This window comes from Geothrix sp. PMB-07, assembly GCF_030758935.1.
Lineage (GTDB): Bacteria > Acidobacteriota > Holophagae > Holophagales > Holophagaceae > Geothrix.
This window is the reverse complement of the sequence record NZ_CP132333.1, coordinates 1,517,045-1,535,644: the sequence shown is the minus strand read 5'-3', so window position 1 is coordinate 1,535,644 and position 18,600 is coordinate 1,517,045. Positions and strand designations below refer to the sequence as shown.

At 62.7% G+C, this 18,600-nt stretch carries 20 protein-coding genes, 1 tRNA gene and 1 pseudogene; 6 read left to right on the top strand and 16 right to left on the bottom strand.

Annotated features, from left to right (window positions below; genetic code table 11):
• Positions 1–34 precede the first annotated feature (34 nt).
• Positions 35–610: pseudogene (locus Q9293_RS18665) on the bottom strand (ATP/GTP-binding protein); the annotation flags it as partial.
• A gap of 73 nt (positions 611–683) precedes the next feature.
• Entirely contained in the window at positions 684–1,196 is a 513-nt protein-coding gene (locus Q9293_RS06790) for a peroxiredoxin (protein WP_306251325.1), read from the bottom strand.
• 61 nt (positions 1,197–1,257) lie between these two features.
• Here Q9293_RS06790 and Q9293_RS06785 point away from each other — a divergent pair, with 61 nt between their 5' ends.
• The gene (locus Q9293_RS06785) at positions 1,258–2,307 is read left to right on the top strand and encodes an isocitrate/isopropylmalate dehydrogenase family protein (RefSeq protein WP_306251323.1); all 1,050 of its coding nucleotides are present in this window, start codon (positions 1,258–1,260) and stop codon (positions 2,305–2,307) included.
• Positions 2,308–2,444: 137 nt separating this feature from the next.
• Here Q9293_RS06785 and lexA read toward each other — a convergent pair whose 3' ends face one another.
• Complete coding sequence (gene lexA, locus Q9293_RS06780; RefSeq protein WP_306251321.1) at positions 2,445–3,110, bottom strand: transcriptional repressor LexA; 666 nt, start codon at positions 3,108–3,110, stop codon at positions 2,445–2,447.
• Positions 3,111–3,324: 214 nt separating this feature from the next.
• On the opposite strand from lexA, the gene Q9293_RS06775 reads away from it, so the two are divergent.
• From Q9293_RS06775 to Q9293_RS06765, 3 genes are all read left to right on the top strand, one after another.
• On the top strand, positions 3,325–5,148 hold the full coding sequence (locus Q9293_RS06775; protein WP_306251319.1) for a 2-oxoacid:acceptor oxidoreductase subunit alpha: 1,824 nt from the start codon (positions 3,325–3,327) through the stop codon (positions 5,146–5,148).
• Between the two features lie 12 nt (positions 5,149–5,160).
• Positions 5,161–6,198 (top strand): 2-oxoacid:ferredoxin oxidoreductase subunit beta, encoded by a 1,038-nt coding sequence (locus Q9293_RS06770; RefSeq protein WP_306251317.1) that lies wholly within the window; start codon positions 5,161–5,163, stop codon positions 6,196–6,198.
• A gap of 148 nt (positions 6,199–6,346) precedes the next feature.
• Positions 6,347–6,422 (top strand) — tRNA-Ala (locus Q9293_RS06765).
• Positions 6,423–6,950: 528 nt separating this feature from the next.
• Here the strand turns inward: Q9293_RS06765 and Q9293_RS06760 are convergent.
• The 13 genes from Q9293_RS06760 to Q9293_RS06700 all read right to left on the bottom strand — a co-directional run bounded on the left by Q9293_RS06760 (position 6,951) and on the right by Q9293_RS06700 (position 16,939).
• Positions 6,951–7,676: a hypothetical protein gene (locus tag Q9293_RS06760; protein WP_306251315.1), complete on the bottom strand. Its 726-nt coding sequence runs from the start codon at positions 7,674–7,676 to the stop codon at positions 6,951–6,953.
• Between the two features lie 169 nt (positions 7,677–7,845).
• Complete coding sequence (locus Q9293_RS06755; RefSeq protein ID WP_306251313.1) at positions 7,846–8,163, bottom strand: hypothetical protein; 318 nt, start codon at positions 8,161–8,163, stop codon at positions 7,846–7,848.
• Positions 8,160–8,453, bottom strand: coding sequence for a hypothetical protein (locus Q9293_RS06750; RefSeq protein ID WP_306251311.1), 294 nt, complete (start codon positions 8,451–8,453; stop codon positions 8,160–8,162). The genes Q9293_RS06755 and Q9293_RS06750 overlap by 4 nt, the downstream gene beginning before the upstream one ends.
• Complete coding sequence (locus Q9293_RS06745; protein WP_306251309.1) at positions 8,450–8,923, bottom strand: hypothetical protein; 474 nt, start codon at positions 8,921–8,923, stop codon at positions 8,450–8,452. Before Q9293_RS06745 ends, Q9293_RS06750 begins: the two co-directional genes overlap by 4 nt.
• Entirely contained in the window at positions 8,913–9,158 is a 246-nt protein-coding gene (locus Q9293_RS06740) for a hypothetical protein (RefSeq protein WP_306251306.1), read from the bottom strand. The genes Q9293_RS06745 and Q9293_RS06740 overlap by 11 nt, the downstream gene beginning before the upstream one ends.
• 173 nt (positions 9,159–9,331) lie before the next feature.
• Positions 9,332–9,979 (bottom strand): hypothetical protein, encoded by a 648-nt coding sequence (locus Q9293_RS06735; RefSeq protein WP_306251303.1) that lies wholly within the window; start codon positions 9,977–9,979, stop codon positions 9,332–9,334.
• Positions 9,980–10,018: 39 nt separating this feature from the next.
• Positions 10,019–10,198, bottom strand: a complete 180-nt coding sequence (locus tag Q9293_RS06730; protein ID WP_291271803.1) for a hypothetical protein — start codon at positions 10,196–10,198, stop codon at positions 10,019–10,021.
• An 11-nt stretch (positions 10,199–10,209) separates the two neighbouring features.
• A complete protein-coding gene (locus Q9293_RS06725; RefSeq protein ID WP_306251300.1) occupies positions 10,210–11,091 on the bottom strand; it encodes a hypothetical protein in 882 nt (293 codons plus the stop codon).
• 3 nt (positions 11,092–11,094) lie between these two features.
• Entirely contained in the window at positions 11,095–11,310 is a 216-nt protein-coding gene (locus Q9293_RS06720) for an AlpA family transcriptional regulator (RefSeq protein WP_306251298.1), read from the bottom strand.
• A gap of 102 nt (positions 11,311–11,412) precedes the next feature.
• A complete protein-coding gene (locus Q9293_RS06715; protein ID WP_306251296.1) occupies positions 11,413–12,036 on the bottom strand; it encodes a hypothetical protein in 624 nt (207 codons plus the stop codon).
• Entirely contained in the window at positions 12,033–13,370 is a 1,338-nt protein-coding gene (locus Q9293_RS06710; RefSeq protein WP_306251294.1) for a site-specific integrase, read from the bottom strand. Before Q9293_RS06710 ends, Q9293_RS06715 begins: the two co-directional genes overlap by 4 nt.
• A gap of 251 nt (positions 13,371–13,621) precedes the next feature.
• Positions 13,622–14,944, bottom strand: coding sequence for a methyl-accepting chemotaxis protein (locus Q9293_RS06705; RefSeq protein ID WP_306251293.1), 1,323 nt, complete (start codon positions 14,942–14,944; stop codon positions 13,622–13,624).
• A 159-nt stretch (positions 14,945–15,103) separates the two neighbouring features.
• Entirely contained in the window at positions 15,104–16,939 is a 1,836-nt protein-coding gene (locus Q9293_RS06700; protein WP_306251290.1) for an acyl-CoA dehydrogenase, read from the bottom strand.
• A gap of 130 nt (positions 16,940–17,069) precedes the next feature.
• Here Q9293_RS06700 and ruvA point away from each other — a divergent pair, with 130 nt between their 5' ends.
• Both ruvA and Q9293_RS06690 read left to right on the top strand, forming a co-directional pair.
• Complete coding sequence (gene ruvA, locus Q9293_RS06695; RefSeq protein ID WP_306251288.1) at positions 17,070–17,657, top strand: Holliday junction branch migration protein RuvA; 588 nt, start codon at positions 17,070–17,072, stop codon at positions 17,655–17,657.
• Positions 17,654–18,583 (top strand): D-glycerate dehydrogenase, encoded by a 930-nt coding sequence (locus Q9293_RS06690; RefSeq protein WP_306251286.1) that lies wholly within the window; start codon positions 17,654–17,656, stop codon positions 18,581–18,583. Before ruvA ends, Q9293_RS06690 begins: the two co-directional genes overlap by 4 nt.
• The last annotated feature ends 17 nt before the right edge of the window (positions 18,584–18,600 follow it).

Below are 18,600 nucleotides of genomic sequence, written 5' to 3'. Positions count from 1 at the left end.
ACGGGGCCCCCTGTCCTTCACCAAGGACGTGCGTCTTGATGTGGAAGAGCGCCAGCTTGGTGATGCCCCGGAGGGTCTCGAAAACACCAGAACCATCGGCGGCCACGGACTGGAAACTGGGGGCGCCTTTGGGGTTGAAAACCGCTTCGAGTTCTTCGACGGGCACCACATTGCGCAGATCCCGTTTGTTCCACTGGAACACCGTGGGGATGTCATGGAGGTTGAGCCCCAGTTCGCGAAGGTTCTCTTCCAGGTTCTGGTAGCTCTCCCGGCAGGCATCAAGCATGGGGGTCTGGCTGTCCACCACGAAGACAATGCCATCCACCCCTTTGAGCACCAGCTTCCGGGTGCTGTTGTAGAACACCTGGCCGGGCACGGTGTAAAGCTGCAGTTTCGTCTTGAAGCCCCCGACCATGCCCACATCCATGGGCAGCAAGTCAAAGAACAGGGTGCGGTCTGTTTCCGTGTTCAGGCTCACCATCTCGCCGCGGGCCTTTTGACTCGTCTTGCCGTAGATGGTGTTGAGGTTCGTGGTCTTTCCACATAGACCCGGCCCGTAGTAGACGATTTTCGCCGTCATCTGCCGGGTGGCGTGGTTGAAGAAAACCATTCCAGGACCTCGTGGGGATAAACGAAGTCTAGCCCGGAAAGCCCCCCAGACTCAATGCAAATACTGGATTTCCCTAGGACATTCCCTTCAGGAGGGCGAGTATCTGCTGGTCGTGGTCCTTCGTTTTGGCATCCGTAATGACTTTGCGGACCACACCCTGCCGGTCGATCAGGAAGGTCACCCGTTTCGCGAATCCCAGCAACGGCATCTTCACGCCATAGGCCCCAATGATCCGCTTGTCCGGGTCCGCCAACAGACTGAAAGGCAGGTGGAATTTATCCGCAAAAGCCTTGTGACTTGGCCCATCGTCCGCGCTTACTCCGAGAATAACGGCCCCGACGGCCTGGATGGCAGTGAAACCATCCCGCAGACTGCAGGCCTGGGCCGTGCAGCCTGGGGTGTCGTCCTTGGGATAGAAGTAGAGCACCACCGCCGATTTGCCCTGGTAATCCGCCAGTCGAACCAAGGCATTGTTCTGATCCTTCGCTTCAAACAAGGGAGCCTTGGCGCCCTCGACCACCCCAGCACCTGAGGCCAGACCCAACATGCTGAAAAGCCCCATGCCCACCCCCCATCTCCGATCCATGGCCACTCCGGAAAGATGATGGAGTGTGGCACCATCGGCTCTTCAGGGGGGAGGAAGGGACTTGGACAACACGGTTCGCATCGCGCTCATCCCCGGCGACGGCGTCGGGTACGAGGTCATGGCCGAAGCCCGGCCCTGCCTCGAATGGGCCCAGAACCGGGGAAGAGCCGTGGAAACCATCGAACTACCCTATGGTGCTGACCACTTCCTCGCCACCGGCGAGACTCTGCCCGAAACAGCTTTCCTTCACATCCGGGACCGTTGCGACGCCATCCTTTTTGGCGCCGTGGGCGACCCGCGCGTTCCCGATGGACGCCACGCGGAGGAGATCCTGCTGAGGCTCCGCCAGGACCTGCAATTGACCGTAAACTTCCGTCCTTGCCGCACCCCTTGCCCAACGCCTTACCCAGGCATGGAGAATCGAACGCCTTCGGTGGACATCGAAGTCTTCCGTGAGAACACCGAAGGGCCCTACTGCCTTCAAGGTTCCACGGAACCCGGACGCGCCGTGGATCTGGCCATCCACACCGAATCCGCCGTGCACCGGTTGCTGAGCGCCGCCTTTCGACGGGCCGAGGCCACCGGCCATCCCCTGGTCCTCGCCCACAAGGCCAATGTCCTGAAGCATGGCCACGGCTTGTGGATGCGGGTGTTCGAGGCCCTGCGGCGAGAGCATCCCCAGGTCGCCGCCCGCGGCATGCACGCCGATGCCCTGCTTTGCGCCCTGGTGCAGGATCCGACCGCCTTTCGCATCCTCGCGGCCGATAACTACCTGGGCGATCTCATCAGCGACCTCTGCGCCGCCTACATCGGTGGCATGGGCGTGGCCCCCTCCCTCAGCTGGGCGCCACACCGACCCTTTCGCTGCACAGCCCTGGCAGAGCCGGTGCATGGATCGGCCCCGGACATCGCAGGCCAAGGCCTGGCCAATCCCACGGGCATGCTGCTCGGCACCGCCCTGCTCTTCCGCCACCTGGCCTGGGAGCCAGAGGCCGAAGCCCTGGAGCGCGCCGTGGCGAGGGCGCTCTCCGAGGGCGCCAGAACCCGCGACCTCGGCGGCACCCTCAGCACCAAGGCCATGGGCCAAGCCATCCGGGATCAATTGCCCTGATCCCGCATCCCGAAATCCATCGAAAAAGGAATCAGAAATAAGCGGAGAACGATACGACATCTTTTCTCCGGCTTCCTCAGCTTCTCCGCTCACCTTCGCTTTCAAAATGCTTCTGGCAAGTGAGAATCGTTCAGCCTTCAGCAGCTGCGCATGACGCCGACGAGCACGCCCTGAATGTCGATGCGCTGGGGCGCGTAGCAGTGGGGTTGCAGCTCGGGGTTATGGGGAATCAACCACACGCCCTTGGCATCCCGACGGAATTCCTTGAGTGTGACCTCTTCCCGGTCGATGAGAGCAACCACACGGTCTCCATTCCGGTATTCGCCCTTGCGCTGCAACACCACCAGATCCCCGTCCAGGATGGCGTCATCGACCATGGAGTCGCCCCGCACGCGCAGCACGAACAGCTCATCGCGCTGCCGATGGATGCTGTTGGGCACCTCGATGGGCAGGGCCCGGCTTTCCGGCAGGATAGGCGAACCTGCAGCCACATCGCCGCAGAAGGGGAAGATTCGGGCCCCCGGCACAGCCTCTGGGCGAGACTCGCTGCGGACGTGTCGCGGGCTCGGCGCCTCATCTTCCAAGGCCGCAGCCACCACCAGGTTGTTGCCCTTGCCGTGGCTTCGCACCAGGAAGCCCTTATCCATCAGATGCTGGACATGCTTGTGGATGGTGGACACGGCGCTGGAGCCCACCCCTTTGGCGATTTCCGCCAGGGTGGGGCTTCGCCCTTCGCCCTGCACGAACGTGCGGATGAACTTCAGGACGGCCTGTTGGCGTTTGGTGAGATCGCTGGCTTTCATGGGTTCCAAGGTAAGAGTTGAGCGGGAGGTCGTCAATCCCTTTTTTTTCGCTTTATTTCAGATACCCCACTCAGAGCCCTCCAAGACCTTCGATAGAACCGATCTGCGGCCTCTGCCATACTGAAAGACGGCCTTGAAAGTCAATTATTTACGCCCTATTCGTCATCTTTCCGCCCCTTCAGGCGTCCATGTCCCGAATGTGAAAGGAGTTCCCATGACCGCCAGTCTTGTCGCCCCCTCCCACGCGAGTGGGGCGAAAACCCGGATCAATGATTTTTCCATCCAGGTGGCCACGGTCAACGGATCGGGTTCCCAGACGGCGAACACGGTGCTGCTGCGCGCCATCTTCCAGATGGGCGTCTTCGTCAGCGGGAAGAACCTGTTCCCCTCGAACATCGCGGGCCTGCCCACCTGGTTCACCATCCGCGCCAGCGCCAAGGGCTACGTGGCCCGCAAGGCCAGCAACGAGATGCTGATCCTCATGAACGCCGAGACGGCCAAGGAGGACATCGGCAAGGCCGATCCCGGCGCCCTCGTGATCTACGATGAGCCCCTGCAGCTGGACAAGCTTCGCGAAGATCTCGCCTACATCCCCGTTCCCTTCCAGAAGCTGGTGACGGCCTCCTGTCCTGAGCCCAAGCTCCACAAGCTGGTGAAGAACATGATCTACGTGGGCGTCGCGGCACGCCTGCTGGGCGTCGACATGAACGAGGTCAAAAAGGCCATCACCAAGCAGCTGAAGGGCAAGGCCAAGGCCATCGAGATCAACCAGGCGGCGGCGGTGGCCGGCTATGACTGGGCTGTGGAGAACCTGCCCGAACAGGACCACATCCGTGTCGTGCGCGACAACAAGACCGATGGATTGATCATCGTGGATGGCAATGAGGCTTGCGCTCTGGGCGCCCTTTTCGCGGGTGTCACGGTGGTGGGTTGGTATCCCATCACGCCTGCCTCCAGCCTCGTCGAAACCTTCATCGAATACGCCGAGGAATACCGCAAGGACCCCAAGACCGGAAAGTCCAATGTCGCCATCGTGCAGATGGAAGATGAGCTGGCTTCCGCCGGCGTGGTGCTGGCCGCCGGGTGGGCCGGTGCCCGCTCCATGACCTCCACCGCGGGCCCCGGCGTCTCGCTCATGAGCGAGTTCATCGGACTGGGCTACTACGTGGAAGCGCCCGGCGTGTTCTTCAACGTGGCGCGCACGGGCCCCAGCACGGGCCTGCCCACGCGCACCCAGCAGTCCGACATCGAGCTGTGCGCCAAGTGCAGCCACGGCGACACCCAGCACATCAACCTCTACCCCGGCAACATGGAGGAGTGCTTCCAGTTCGCCTACGACGCCTTCGACCTGGCCGAGCGCTTCCAGACCCCCATCTTCGTGGTGACCGATCTCGACCTCGGCATGCAGAACTGGTCCTCCAAGCCCTTCGCCTACCCCAGCAAGCCCTATGATCGCGGCAAGGTCCTCAACCAGCAGCAGCTGGCCGAGATCAAGGACTGGGGCCGCTACAAGGACGTGGATGGCGATGGCATCTGCTACCGCTCCCTGCCCGGCACCCCGGGCGGCAATGGTTCGTACTTCACCCGCGGATCGGGCCACAACGAATACGCGCAGTATTCCGAAAAGCCTGAGGATTACCTCGACATCGTCGACCGCCTGAAGCGGAAGTACGAAACCGCCAAGACCCACGTGCCCACGCCGGTGTTCCGCAACCAGGGTTCCACCAAGGGCATCCTCGCCTTCGGCTCCAGTGACCCTGCGGTCATCGAGGCCCAGGACATCCTGGCCGAAGGTGGCCTGAAGACGGATTACCTGCGCCTGCGCGCCCTGCCCTTCACCTCCGAGGTCGATGCCTTCGTGAAGGAGAAGAAGGTGGTCTACGTGGTGGAGCAGAACCGTGACGGACAGATGGCCAACATCTTCCGCGAGACGTATCCCGAGCACGCCACCAAGTTCAAGAGCGTCCTGCACTACAACGGTCACGCCATCGACGCCAAGTGCATCGTGGACCAGATCACCGCCTTCGAGCAGAAGTAAGAGGAGCCGACCATGACGACCGCCACGCCCTCCGCTCCCACCAACAAGCTCGGCTTCACCAAGCAGGACTACGTGGGCTCCAAGTCCACCCTCTGCGCTGGCTGCGGCCACGATGCCATCACGGCCCAGATCATCGGCGCAGCCTTTGAATCCAGCATCGAAGGGTACCGGGTCACCAAGTATTCCGGCATCGGTTGCTCCTCGAAAACACCCGCCTACTTCATCAACCAGGGCTGGGGCTTCAACAGCGTCCACGGCCGCATGCCCGCCATCGCCACCGGCGCCTCCCTGGCCAACCGTCAGCTCATCAACATCGGCGTTTCCGGCGACGGCGACTCCATGTCCATCGGCATGGGCCAGTTCGTGCACGCCGTGCGCCGCAACATCCCCATGATCTACATCATCGAGGACAACGGCGTCTACGGCCTCACCAAGGGCCAGTTCTCCGCCACCGCCGACAAGGGGTCGCACCTGAAGTCCGGCGCGGTGAACGACCTGCCCCCCATCGACCCCTGCACCCTGGCCATTGAGCTGGGCTGCGGCTTCGTGGCCCGCTGCTTCTCGGGCAACCCCAAGCAGTTGAACGCCGTGCTCAAAGCCGCCTTCGCCTATGAGGGCACCGTGGTGCTGGACATCATCAGCCCCTGCGTCACCTTCAACAACCATGACGCTTCCACGCGCTCCTACAAGCACGTCAAGGACCACGATTTCCCGCTGCACGATCTGGGCTTCATCCAGTATTCGGAAGTGGAGGACGTGGACATCGCCGCTGGCGAGACCGAAGTGGTCACTTTCCCCGACGGCTCCAAGGTGGCCATCAAGGCCATCCACGAAAGCTACGATCCCACCGACCGCTTCGGCGCCATGAAAGCCATCCACGAATCCATGGAGAAGGGCGAGTTCCTCACGGGGTTGCTCTACATCAACCCCATCCAGCCCCCCCTGCCGCAGGTGCTGAACCTCGTGGACGAACCCCTGGCCAGCCTGGGCGAAGATGTGCTCAAGCCCAGCCCCGCCGTGCTGGATGAGATCATGCAGTCCCTGATGTAGCCAATCGCCGGTGACGGTGAGGCGTTCGAAGTCGACTCCCGGCGGGGGTTATGCCGCCTGACCGCCATTCCAGCGGCCTCCCTCGCGGGGGGGCCGTTTCCGATCAAACATTGACGGTTGGAATGGCCGAGGTAGACTAAGGGTTCGTGGGCCTGTAGCTCAGCTGGGAGAGCGCTGCGTTCGCAATGCAGAGGTCGTCAGTTCGATCCTGATCAGGTCCACCAAAAGCCCCTTGAGAAATCAAGGGGCTACTTGTTTTTAATCGGCATGGTTTTTTAGCAAATGGCCTCCTGCTCAAACGGTGCTCAAAACCCAGTCCCGGATCGGCTTGGATGGTGCCGGGCAACATCGGGCATATCCTCTCCAGTGGGAGGGTCAGGTGAACCGGACGGCGGAACGGCAAGAGAGGGAGACACGGGCCTGTATCCGGTTGATCGAGGCATACGACCGGGCCTTTGAGGGTTCCATCGTTCCCTTCGGCACGGCCTGGACGCCACAGCTTGCCCAGCGGCTCAGACGGGCTCTCAGGCGAGGGCGGCCCATCCAATGGGGCAGGTGCGAGGGGGTCTATTCATCGTGAACCCGCGTCAATGCTGGGTCTGAGTGTTCCCATACATTGGCGGAAGATGACGGAATAATGCCCAGGAAGGCCCCTGGCTTGCGTTTTAAGGCCCCTTGGCACCCTCTCTGCACCCTTCCCACTCCGAGAGGGTCAGACAGGGCAAATTGACGCAGGGGGGAAGCTCCTGCCCCTAATCCCAAGGATCTTCTGCACTCTTATGAGCCCCTACCAGGAGACCTCGCAAGACCACCGCAGAGGAGGCGTTGTAGTTCTTCACCTTGTCATTGAGGCTGTCACCAAACCCCGAATCAATGCGATCCACCAAGGTTTTTCTTTCGGCCTTGGTGATTAGCAGGTGGTCGAGATGCCCCTGACTGTTCGCCTTCTGGTCAATGAGCATCATGCAAAACATCATGTTGGCTTGATCGAACAGCCCCTTGTCTATGTCTTCAAGGGCAGCGGTGATTTCAGGCATCCGGGCGGCGAGTTTGCCATAGTCCACCCCATCCTTCGGGACGATGAATTTCCCTGAAATCTCATTCACTTCCTGATGAAGCGCGATCTTCCCCTGATAACTGCCAATCACAAACGGAAGCAGGACTTTGAACTGTTCAGAGTTCAGTCTCATGCCTTTGAGCATGTTGATGCTCAGTTGAAGTTCTAGCTTCATCCGTGACCCGTGACGGATGGTGTCCATCATCGGTTCGTTCCCTTCCTTCTTCTCTTCCAGATATTTGGCCAGGATGCCTCTGAAGGCGGTCAGTTCACGCACCCATTCGGAAGCAAGCTCGAAAGGCGGGGTGTCTGGAAGCGGTGCCTTCTTGACTGCCGGGGGCTTCGCCTTCTTCGTCGCGGTCTGCCCCACCAGTGGCATGACCAACAAAAGCGCGAGCAAGCTACCGGCCCAAAGTCCCATGATTGCTCCCTGTTTTCGGTTCAGCCTATCAGGTGTCCCGTGATGACGACCCAAGAGTTGATTACGGGCAGGAGCGAATCAGCCCAACAAAGAGAAACCCCCCTCCAGGGGCAGGTCTGGAGGGGGGCACGGTTCCCAGGGTGGCACTCACGATCCCTGGGGCCGATGGTCAGGTGGTAGCGGCGAAGTGGACCACAGACTTGAGCCCATAGACGGCCTGCACGCGGCGAACGGTGTCCCCGATCAATTCCGGGGGGTGGGATGGGCAGAGCAGGCGCGGCCCAGGTTCAACCACGAGGCGCAAAGTCTCTGGGAACCCGTTCGACCGCCTGAATTTGAGGAAGATCAGGTCGCCGGGTTCGGCCTCTTCCCGAAGGATCTGGAGAACAGCGAGGGCGGCCCGGTCGGTCATCTCAGCATGGTTCCCACCTTCGGCCTCCAGCTTCCAGGATCGCCGGATGGAAAGCTCGCAGGGCGGATAGGTCACGGCATCACCTCATCGGGCTCTGGTTCGGGGTCCATGAAGCCCCCCTGCATCACAGCGGCGAAGGCGCGGGCCATGAGATCAGCGCGGCGAAGGTCTGCCCCTCTGGACTGGAGGCGGCCCCGGAAGGCTTCCACAGACTCACCATCGGCGCGGGTGAATGACTCGTGGCGTTGCTTCCCATCGAAGGCATGGGCGCTCGTGGGCTCGGCACTCCCAGCGGGAAAGAATGCACAAACCCAGACGGGGCGGGTGATGGTCTCCAGGCGATGAAGGCGGGCGCGGTAGGTCACGGCTCATCCTCGTGGCAGGAGAACCGGGCCAGGGCCTCGATAAAGGCATCCTGTGGGATCAGGGCGTTGTGTTCGGCCTGGAGGCGATTGAGGAACCCATACAAGCCCCCAATCTCATCCATGCCGCGCATCATCACCTCGAACGAACGGCCATTCGGTCCCATCGTTCGCAGGCGGGCACCCTGGATGGCGTTGAATCCGTTCCGAATCCAGCCTTCCACCTTGCAGACGGGCGCGGTAGGGATCGAAGGGGTTTCCCCGCCGAAGTCCCCTTCGGGCATCGGGGCCAGGGGCTCATGCTCCCGGTGGGCCTCCATGACCGCGCCGAAGTCCCTCTGGAGCCTGCATTGGAAGGCGGCGGCACTCTCACCGGGGCGGCGATGCACCTTGATCGAGGCGGCGATGATGGCCCCGGTGGGACCACGGCGAAGGGTGGCGCGGGGGCGCGGGGTGAAGGTCTCAAAAGGCATCGGGGTTCTCCAGCTTGGCAATTGATTCCAGTCGGTTCAGGCGGCCTTCAATGTCGGACACTTCCAGGGCCTTCAAGAGAATCCCGACCCCTCGGAAGTAGGACGCGGCGGCGGTGGGGGTGATCTTTCGGGCCTCCAGTGACCGCAGAGCCCAGGCGGTGGCCTTCATGGCGTCTTTGGCGGTGGCCAGCTTGCGGCCCCGGATGGGTTGCTTGGGCGCTGGGGTCCGTGTCATTTGGGGGCCTCCAAGGGCGGTTTGAGTGCAGAAACGCGACAGCTAAGGGCGGTTTGATGCAGTCCCAAGGGCCGAAGATCCAGGCGGGGCGGGCGTTTCGGCCCTTGGGTGCATGTTTTCAAGCGTGTGGATTTTGAAGAGAGGGCGCGGCCCCCTCGTGTGTGGCGGGTGAATTACTTGGGGGCCAGTCGCACGTTTGCGGCCCGTCCACCTTCGATCCTGCGGGCCATGGCGAGCTTGTCAGCGTGACCGCCGAAGATGGCACCCTCTCCGGGCAGTTCCTTGACGCTGACCCTCACCAGCTTGAAGGCCCGTTCCACCTCGGCATGGAACCCCTTGGCGATTCGCAGCGTTTCCATGGGCTCGGGATCTTGGGGCAGAAGGGCGGCGAGGGGTTCCTTGCGAAGGCTCAGGGTGTAAGCGCGGCCGCAATCCTGGAGGGCGATGGCAGCGTTGACCGCGAGGTCCAGCATGGGCTCGGGCAGGTGATCGGTTTCCACCTGGAGGGCGGCGATCCGCTCCGGGGTCCAGGTGGTGGACAGGTGAGTCAGGCGGAAGGCAAGCCAGGGATTACCCCAGTAGACCTCCTGCCCGTCCAGGTCACGAAGCAGGCGTTCGGCCTCTCCCAACATCTGGCCAAGGGCATCCTCGATAGGCTTGCAGAGTTCATCCAGGCGAACCTTCATGCCAGCGGGGCTAAGGTGCGTGTCACCCTTCACGGCATCCGCCTGGACGTTGACCTTTTTGTAGGCGGCCTCTGCGGAGGAGGCGAGCCCCTGGAGTGCGGTTTTGATGCCTCGGAGTTCAGCGAGGGTTTTCATGGTGCGTCCTTTCGGTGGTGGCGCTGATCAGCGCCGGGGTTAGGGTTTGGGCTGTCTGGCAGCGTGTGCGGCGTTGACGGCGGTTTCCTTCGCCTCGATCTGTGCCAACAGTTCAGGGCGGCGGGGGTGATTCAGTGGCAGGGCTTCCACCTCGGATCGAGAGAGGATCAGGGGGGCGGGTTCTCGGCAGACTCGAACGGGTGTTCCGGTGCTTCGCATGGCGGCTCCTTTCAGGGCATGGCGGATTCGGGGTGGGGCGCGGCCTGTTGATGTTCAAAGGCCCGGAGAGTTCGCAGACCTTCGGCCCAACGGCCACCGGCAGGTGCAAGGAAGGTGCTGACGTGCTGAACAAAGCCTTCGGCCACCTTGGGGTGCTTCGTGACGTAGAGTTCGGCCACCCGGCGAAGCTGATCAGGCGTGGCCTCTCCTGAATCAACGATGGCCTGCCAGCACCGCTCAGCGGCCATGCGATCCCCGCGCTTCACTCGCATGGATTCGTTGCCGTCACGGTCAACGTGCTTTGAGGCGGGCCAGTTCTTCCAGGTCATCTCGAAAGCAGAAGCGGATTCTTCCCCTCGAAGGAAGGTGACGATCACCTCACCCTTCCGAGTGCCCCTGGGGGCCTTTGGGGGATTCTTTTTCTTTTCTTCTTCTTCTTTCTTCTTATTGGAAACCGCTTGGGTTTCACCACAGGAACCCACTGGGTTTTTCCGTGGGCGGCCACCTGTTTTGCCGTTTTCCCTGTTGGCACCACACTTTTTGGCGTATGCGGCCACCTCGGAAAGGACGCTTGGGATCAACAGGAAGCCCGGTCTAGATGGATCTTCCGCGAAGAGGAAGGCCACCCTAGACAGGCTCTTAAGGGCATGATCAGAGCGCCTTGAGAGCAGCCTTCCAAGCGCCTTCCCATCGGCTGGGATGAATCCCCCGCTCCGGGCGGCAACGCACTTGCAGCGGATGAGGAAGCCCAAGTCTGCGTCTGTCATGGCCTGAAACGCTGGATCACCCTGGACTTCAAGGGTCCAGACTTTGAAGAAGGCAAGAGGGGTGGTCGGTCCCGAGGTCGTCGCGTCGTTCTGTTGCGCCTCCTGCCCAGACGGCGCGGGGGTCATGCCCTACCCTTTCTTCAGGGTGCCGATGTAGCGGGCATATTCAGTCGCACGGACACGGGCGGCCTTGGCCCCGACCTTCACCACTTCAAACTCGCCACGGCCTCGCAGGACGTAGACAGTCGAAAGGGTGACTCCGAGCCCGTCTGCAACCTGCTTCAGGGTCATCAATCGTTCGGGAACCAGGGACGGCTCAGGGGTTGGGACGGTGGCGGTTTTCATGTTTCCTCCGGGCGGTAGCGATGTCATCCGCGATGCTCAGAGGTTGTGTTCCGCCGTCTGTCTCTGGAAGTGTCGGAACCTGCGATCAGAGGCGAGGTTCCGTCACTTGACGGACTGCCTACGCTTCGCAGATCGGCCCCAGTCCTCTCCCTTGGGGGCCTTGCCCGTGCTGGCCTCGAACGCGAGGCGGGCCAGTTGAAGCCCCTTTTCTTGGCTCACCCCGCACCGCTTGGCCAGGGCCAGGGCTTCCCGCACGAGGGCGGCATCCGGGGTCTCCGGCTTGTGCTGACGGGCGATGCTCCCCCGCAGGTGTTCAGCTCTGTCCCGTGCGATGCCCTCCAGTGCCTCCAGGCCACCCATCAGGGCAGCGGGAAGCGCAGGGGCGGCCTCTGCCCACAAGGCCAAGCTGGCACCCTCTCTGCCACCTGTGCGGCCCTCCCACAGGCCCGCGATGGAGCGTTGAAGGTCTGGGCCTGCATCCTGGAGGGCTTCCCGCAGATCACGGGCAAGGCGGGCCACCTTCGCGGCCTCATCACGCTCCAGGCGCGGGGGCTCCCCGGCATCCTGGGCAGCATCCTGGCGGGCGTGGCGGCGGGGAAGCTCCAAGGCAGCGAAGGCACGGGCCTGGGTCTCTCCAAAGTCTGTCCAGGCGCGGGGATCGGCAGGGATGCCCAGGATGGCCAGGGCTTGCGGGAAGTAGCCTTCAAGGCGCTGCTCAGGGGTCACGAGGCACCCCCCGTCTTGATCTTCAGGCCCGCAACCTTCGGGCGCTTCACCAAGCCCAGGTCTGGCATCAGCTTTCGCACGGCATCAGCAAGGGCATTCGGGGCCAAGTGCCCATAGTGCTTTTCGACCATCCGGGTATCAGCGTGGCCAAGCTGGGCAGCGACATAGACCAAGGGGCATCCAGCGTTCACGAGCATGGAGGCATAGGTGTGTCTGAGTTCGTGGAAGCGCACCGATCCGACCTTGGCGGCCTTGCAGGAGACCTCCATGAAGGTTGCGGCGTCTGAGTGCCCCCATGATGAGCCCAGATCCTTCCGAAGGGTCCGCTTCCAGGTGTCTCGCTGGAACACGGCTGCATCGGCTACCTTCCCGGCACACAGCCCGTCGAGTAGGGACCGGCCTTCATCCGTCAGGACAATCTGACGGGACTTACCGCTTTTCGATTCGGCAATGAGGATGGTTCCCGCCGTGGCGTTGTAGTCCCGCACCTGAAGCCTTGCCAGTTCGGAGTATCGGGCTCCCGTCAGGAGGGCACCTTGCACAAGGCTTTTGAAGTCTGGGGGGCAAGCATTCACAAGGCGCTGGGCCTCTTCCTGGCTCAGGAATCGGACGCGAGACTTCACCACGGACTCGAACGGGGCAACGTGAATCCACGCTCGATGGCTCGAAACCTTGGTGTTTCTGAGGGCGAGATTCAAGGCGGCCTTCAGGATCGAGAGGATTCGATTCGCCGTGTTCTTTCGGGCTCGAAGCTGATCCTCGGTCGGTTTCTTGGCCCAGGTCTCAGAGACCTCGCTCATCCCGAATCCGGTTTTCATTCGAGGCTTCGCGGCCACCGATGAAAGCCAATCTTCCAATTTGCGCTTGTTCAGCTTCGCCAGGGGGATCTCACCCAGGGCGGGAATGATGTGCGTTTTCGCGTAGCTCTCCGAGGTAGCAATGGACTTGCGCCCCTTGTTCTTCATCTCTCGCAGGTAATCGGCGACAGCCTGGGCCACGGTGTAGGGGCCTTTTTGAATGGTGATGCCCTCACCTTCAAGGGCCTGCTCTGTCCGTTCCTGAAACCACTTCTTCGCCTTATCCTGCGCTTCCTTGTAGCTCAGGATTGTCTCCCCATCCGAGGCGTGGTGGTCATCGGCTGCGCCTAGCTTGGTCTGGAGGATCTGCCCCTCATACCGCCACCGGGCAGACCAGGAACCAGCGGCCCCGCTCTCCGGTTTCCGGTAGCAGAGATACTGCCCATCCTTCAGGGGCTCCTGATGCACCTTCCCACGAGCCAATTTCTTGCGGGCGGTTGAAGTGTCGAATTTGGCGCTGCGCTTGGTTTTGGCCATCCTGAGCCCCCCCGTTCCGTGCTCAAACGGTGCTCAAAAGGTAGTCCCAAACCGTATAATATGCAAACGGAAGATAAACTACTATGTGCGTGTTTTATCAGTTTCTTATGCCTTCCGACATTATCCGTCTATCACCTTTTTTTCGCTTTCGCAATGCAGAGGTCGTCAGTTCGATCCTGATCAGGTCCACCAGTCAGCCCCCCGGATCACCCGGGGGGCTTTTCTGTTCCCGCCGTGGCCGCCCTGAGGAATCACCTGTCCGACTTGAGCACAGCCGAGAACGCATCCACCACCTGAACCACCCGGGAGGCGCCATCCCGGATCTGGCCCATGGCGGCAGCGGCCCGGGTGGCCAATTCGGCGCTCCGCACCGCCTGTTCCAGGGTACTCCCCATGGTCGCCACAGCGGACTGGGTGCCCTGTTGCACCTTGTCGATCATGTCGGAGATCTCTGTGGTTGAATCGCTGGTGCGTTCCGACAGTTGTCGCACCTCCTCCGCCACCACCGCGAAGCCCTTCCCATGCTCACCCGCGTGGGCCGCCTCGATGGCCGCGTTCAAGGCGAGGAGATTGGTCTGGTCTGCGATGTCGCGGATGGTGTTCACAATGGAGGTAATCCGCCCAGATTCTTCGCCCAGGGCCTCGATCAGTCTCGCGGCCTCCCGGGCCCGGTCGGCGATCTCGTGCATTTTGGCCGAGACCTCTTCAATGACCGCGAATCCCTGATTGGAGAGGCTCTCGTTCTCCACCGACAGTTCCAGAGCCTCCTTGGCATTCCGCACTTCCCGGTGAACCCGCTCCACTTCCGCAGTCACGTCCGAGGCGAATTTCACCACCTTGTAGGGTCGACCTTCCGCATCCTTTACTGGGTTGTAGGAGGCTTCCAGCCAGAGATCCCGTCCATCCTTCCGAATCCGGTGAAAACGCCCCGAGATGTACTCCCCGCGTCCGAGTTGGTGCCAGAAGCGTTCATAATCCGGGCTCGAGGCGAATTCAGGCGTGCAAAACATGCGGTGATGCCGGCCCTTGATCTCGGCGAGGGAATACCCGATGGCCCGCAGGAAGTTCTCGTTGGCTGCAAGCACATGCCCATCCAGGTCGAAGTCGATGACCGCCATGGAGCGGTCCAGCGCGGTCAAGCGGCTTTCCCGATCACTGTCTTCGTTCACAGCCGCGGTGATGTCGGTGGCGAATTTGACGATCGAGATCAGGCGCCGGTTCTCGTCATAGATCGGGTTGTAGCTGGCCTCCAGCCAGACCTGCTGACCAGCCTTGGTGACCCGTTTGAAGCGCCCCGAGGCAAATTCTCCGCGATTCAGCTCGTTCCAAAAACCCAGATACTCCGCCGACTGGGCATACACCGCCTCGCAAAATAGGCGATGGTGCTGCCCCAGAACCTCGGCTTCCGAGTACCCCATAAGGTTGAGAAAATTGGCATTGGCCTCAAGGATGGAGCCATCCGGCGCGAAGACAACGCGGGCATTGGAGCGATCCATGGCATCCAGGATGGCTTGCAGACGGCGCTCGTCCTGCCCCGATTCCGCCCTGTTCTTTCCCCGCCAGCCCAAGCGCATCTACCACTCCCTGCGGCCACCCATCGTCCCGGGAAGAGCCCACGCACAGGTCCCTCGACGAGCCGGCAGATTCCCAGCCTTGGAGGGCTCAACGTCACGCAGGAGCTCGGACATGAGTCCGTGTCGACGGCAAGCTCCGCTTCCCGGGCGCCCGCCTGGTTACAACACAGCCTCCATGGGCGCGGTCTCGCCTGCAAGAATCGAAGTCGCATGGGCCCCAACCAGCGGCAGGCCGCGGTGGGCGAAGTGGATTGCCGCCTGGATCTTGGTCTGGTAGAAGGCCGCATCGCGACTGCTCTTCCATAGGGCGCGCAGCGCCTCGGGATCTGCTGGATCCACGCCCCGCTCCGCCAGCAGCGCGGCGAGTTTCCGCCCTGCCAACTCCGCCTGCTGCAGCAGGAGGTAGCCGCCCACCACATGACCCAGCATGTCCAGCATGGGCACCGCGTTGAGCAAAGTCAGCAGCGCGGCATTCTCTCGCGTCGGCACCTGGGCCAGCACGGCGCCCAGGGCCTTCACAGCCTCCTGAAGCTGACCTGCTGAAGCCCCAAGCACAGGATCTCCAGCGAGGGCCTCCGCCGCCTCCTGGGCGAGCTTCATCAGATGCTTCACCGGGCGACCATCCTGCATCCTGAACTTTCGGCCCACAAGATCCAGGGCCTGGATGCCGTTGGTGCCCTCGTAGATCGAAGCGATCTTGCAATCGCGGAGGTACTGCTCCGCGGGGTAGTCCATGGTGTAGCCGTAACCGCCATAGGTTTGCAGCGCCCATTCCGTCACCCGGAAGCCCCAATCTGAGCACCAGGCTTTGCTGATGGGGGTGAGCAGCTCCACCAAGCCCTGCCAGCGATCCCGCTCCTCGCCTTCGGAGACATGGGCCATGTCCATGCACCAGGCCGTGTAGGACACCAGGGCCCGCATGGCCTGCACATAGGCGGATTGCATGAGGAGCATGCGGCGCACATCGGGGTGCTCGATGATGAGCGACTGGGTGGCGCTCCGCGGCGAATGGGGCCCGCGCCCCTGCAGGCGCTCTTTGGCGTAGGCGAGGGCTGCCTGATGGGCGGCGGAGGCATTGCCCAGGCCCTGGACACCCACCTCGTAGCGGGCGGCATTCATCATCTGGAACATGTGGGCCAACCCCTGGCCTTCCTGCCCCAGCAGAAAACCCTGACAGGCGTCGTTGGCTCCGAACACCAGACTGCAAGTGGGCGAGCCGTGAATGCCCAGTTTGTGCTCGATGCCCGCGCAGGTCACGTCGTTGGAGGCCCCGAGGCTGCCGTCGGGGTTCACGCGAATTTTCGGCACCACGAAGAGGCTGAGCCCCTTCGGCCCCGCAGGCGCATCCGGCGTGCGCGCCAGCACGGCATGCACGATGTTGGGGGTCAGGCCGTGGTCGCCGCTGGTGATGAAGATTTTCTCGCCGCTGATGAGGTAGCTCCCATCGGCCTGCCGCAGGGCCTTGGTGTTGAGGGCGCCCAAATCGCTGCCCGCGCCCGCCTCGGTGAGACACATGGTGCCCGTCCACTCGCCCGCATACATGCGCTCACAGTAGATGGCCTTGAGGGCCTCGCTGCCAAAGGCTTCGATAAGATGCGCAGATCCGCGCGTCAGCAGCACCGTGAGACCCAGGGCCGTGTTGGCACCCATGAGGAACTCGCTGATGCCCGTGCCCACACATTCCGGCAGACCCATGCCGCCGAACTCGGGATTCATGGTGGCGCTGATCCAGCCTCCTGACGCGAGATCGCGGAAGGCTTCAGGAAAGCCCTCCGGCAGCCGGACCTGGCCGTTCTCCAACTGGGCGCCCACGCGATCACCGATCCCGTTGCAGGCAGAAAGGCTGCCCTTGGCCACCTTCAGCGCCTCATCCAACACCATGGCCAACTGCTCCCGATCCACCTCCTGGTAGGGCCCTTCCTTCAGAATGGCGTCCAGATCCAGCCACTCCAGCAGGTTGAAACGAATGTCGCGATCATCGTCGAGATAGGTCATGGCGGCTCCGGGGAATCCCTCAAGCTTTGGTTGAATTCACTGGCAATGCCAGTTTTTTTCACGTTCAGACAGGAATGCCGCGCGGGTCGCCACTTCCCGGCCCAGCTCCGCCTTCAGGTATCCTCGAGGCATGATCGGACGCCTCCGCGGGGAACTCATCCAGAAGCTGCCCAACCTGGCCCTCGTCGAGTGCGGCGGGGTGGGCTACGCCGCCGCCATCAGCCTCTCCACCTACGGCCTGCTGGGCGAGGTGGGAGCCCAGGTGGTGTTGCACACCGAACTGTTGGTACGGGAAAACGAGATCGCCCTGCTGGGTTTCGCCACCCCGCAGGAACGCGAACTGTACCGCCTGCTCATCAAGGTGGATGGGGTGGGGCCCAAGCTGGCCCTCGCGGCCCTGGGAGCCCTGCCGCTCGAAGACCTCGTGCAGGCCATCCGCGGCCGCGATGTCAAGGTGCTCACCCGCATCCCCGGCGTGGGCAAGAAGACCGCCGAAAAAATGTGCTTCGAACTCTCTGAAAAAATGGGCGGGCTCTCAGGATTGGATGGTCTTTCGGGCGTGCCTTCGGGCGATCCGTGGGAAGAGAGCCTGCGTTCCGCCCTCACCAACCTTGGCTTCAAGGAGGACGCGGTGCTGCCCGTGGTGGCCGGGCTCCGCACCGAGAAGCCGCCCCTGGCGGAGGCCATCCGCCAAGCCCTGAAGGCCCTGCAGCGATGAGCATCCGTATCCTCTCCACCTCGCCTCTTGTCGGTCCCGCCCTGAATGAACTCGGCACCCGTTTTCCCGAGCTGGGCTTGGCCGCGTTCCGGTCGCCCGAGTGGAACGCGGCGTTGCCCGAGGCCGAAGCGCTGGTGGTGCTGCTATCCGAGCCGATCACCGAGGCGGACCTGGAAGCCGCACCCAAATTGAAAGCCATCGGCACCTACTCGGTGGGCGTCAACCACCTGCCTCTGAGAGCCTGCCAGGCCCGGGGCATCGCCGTGGTGAACACACCGGGTGTGCTGACAGACGCCACCGCTGACATCGCCCTGGCCCTGCTTCTGGCTCTGACCCGCCGCGTGGCGGAAGGCGAGGCCTTGGTGCGTTCTGGCTCTTGGCAGGGTTGGGCACCGGACCAGCTGATGGGCCCCGGACTCGCGGGCAAGGACTGCGGCATCCTGGGCAGCGGCCCCATCGGCTTGGCATTTGCGCGGCGGGCCTGGGCCCTGGGCATGAGGCCCGTGTTCTGGGACCGCGATCAGAAGGGCGGTGAGGTGGATTTCGGCGCGGGCCGCGCCCCTCGCCTTCCCCTGCCAGACCTCCTCGCCCGCAGTGCCGTACTCTCTCTGCACTGTCCGCTGACGGACCAGACCCGCGGCCTCCTGGACCGTTCGGCCCTCGAGCAGCTGCCCACGGGCGCCATCATCATCAACACCGCTCGCGGCGGCATCATTGATGAGAACGCGGCCATCGACCTGTTGGAGGCGGGCCGCCTCGGGGGCGTGGGTCTGGATGTCTACGAAGGGGAACCCCGCCTGAACCCGCGCTGGCTCCAGGCACCGCGTGCCGTGCTGCTGCCCCACCTGGGTTCCGCCACGGTGGAAACCCGCGAGGCGATGGCGCGGCTCCTCTGTGACGGACTTGCAGCAGCACTCATGTCTTGATGCCGGCCTCGGGGGGC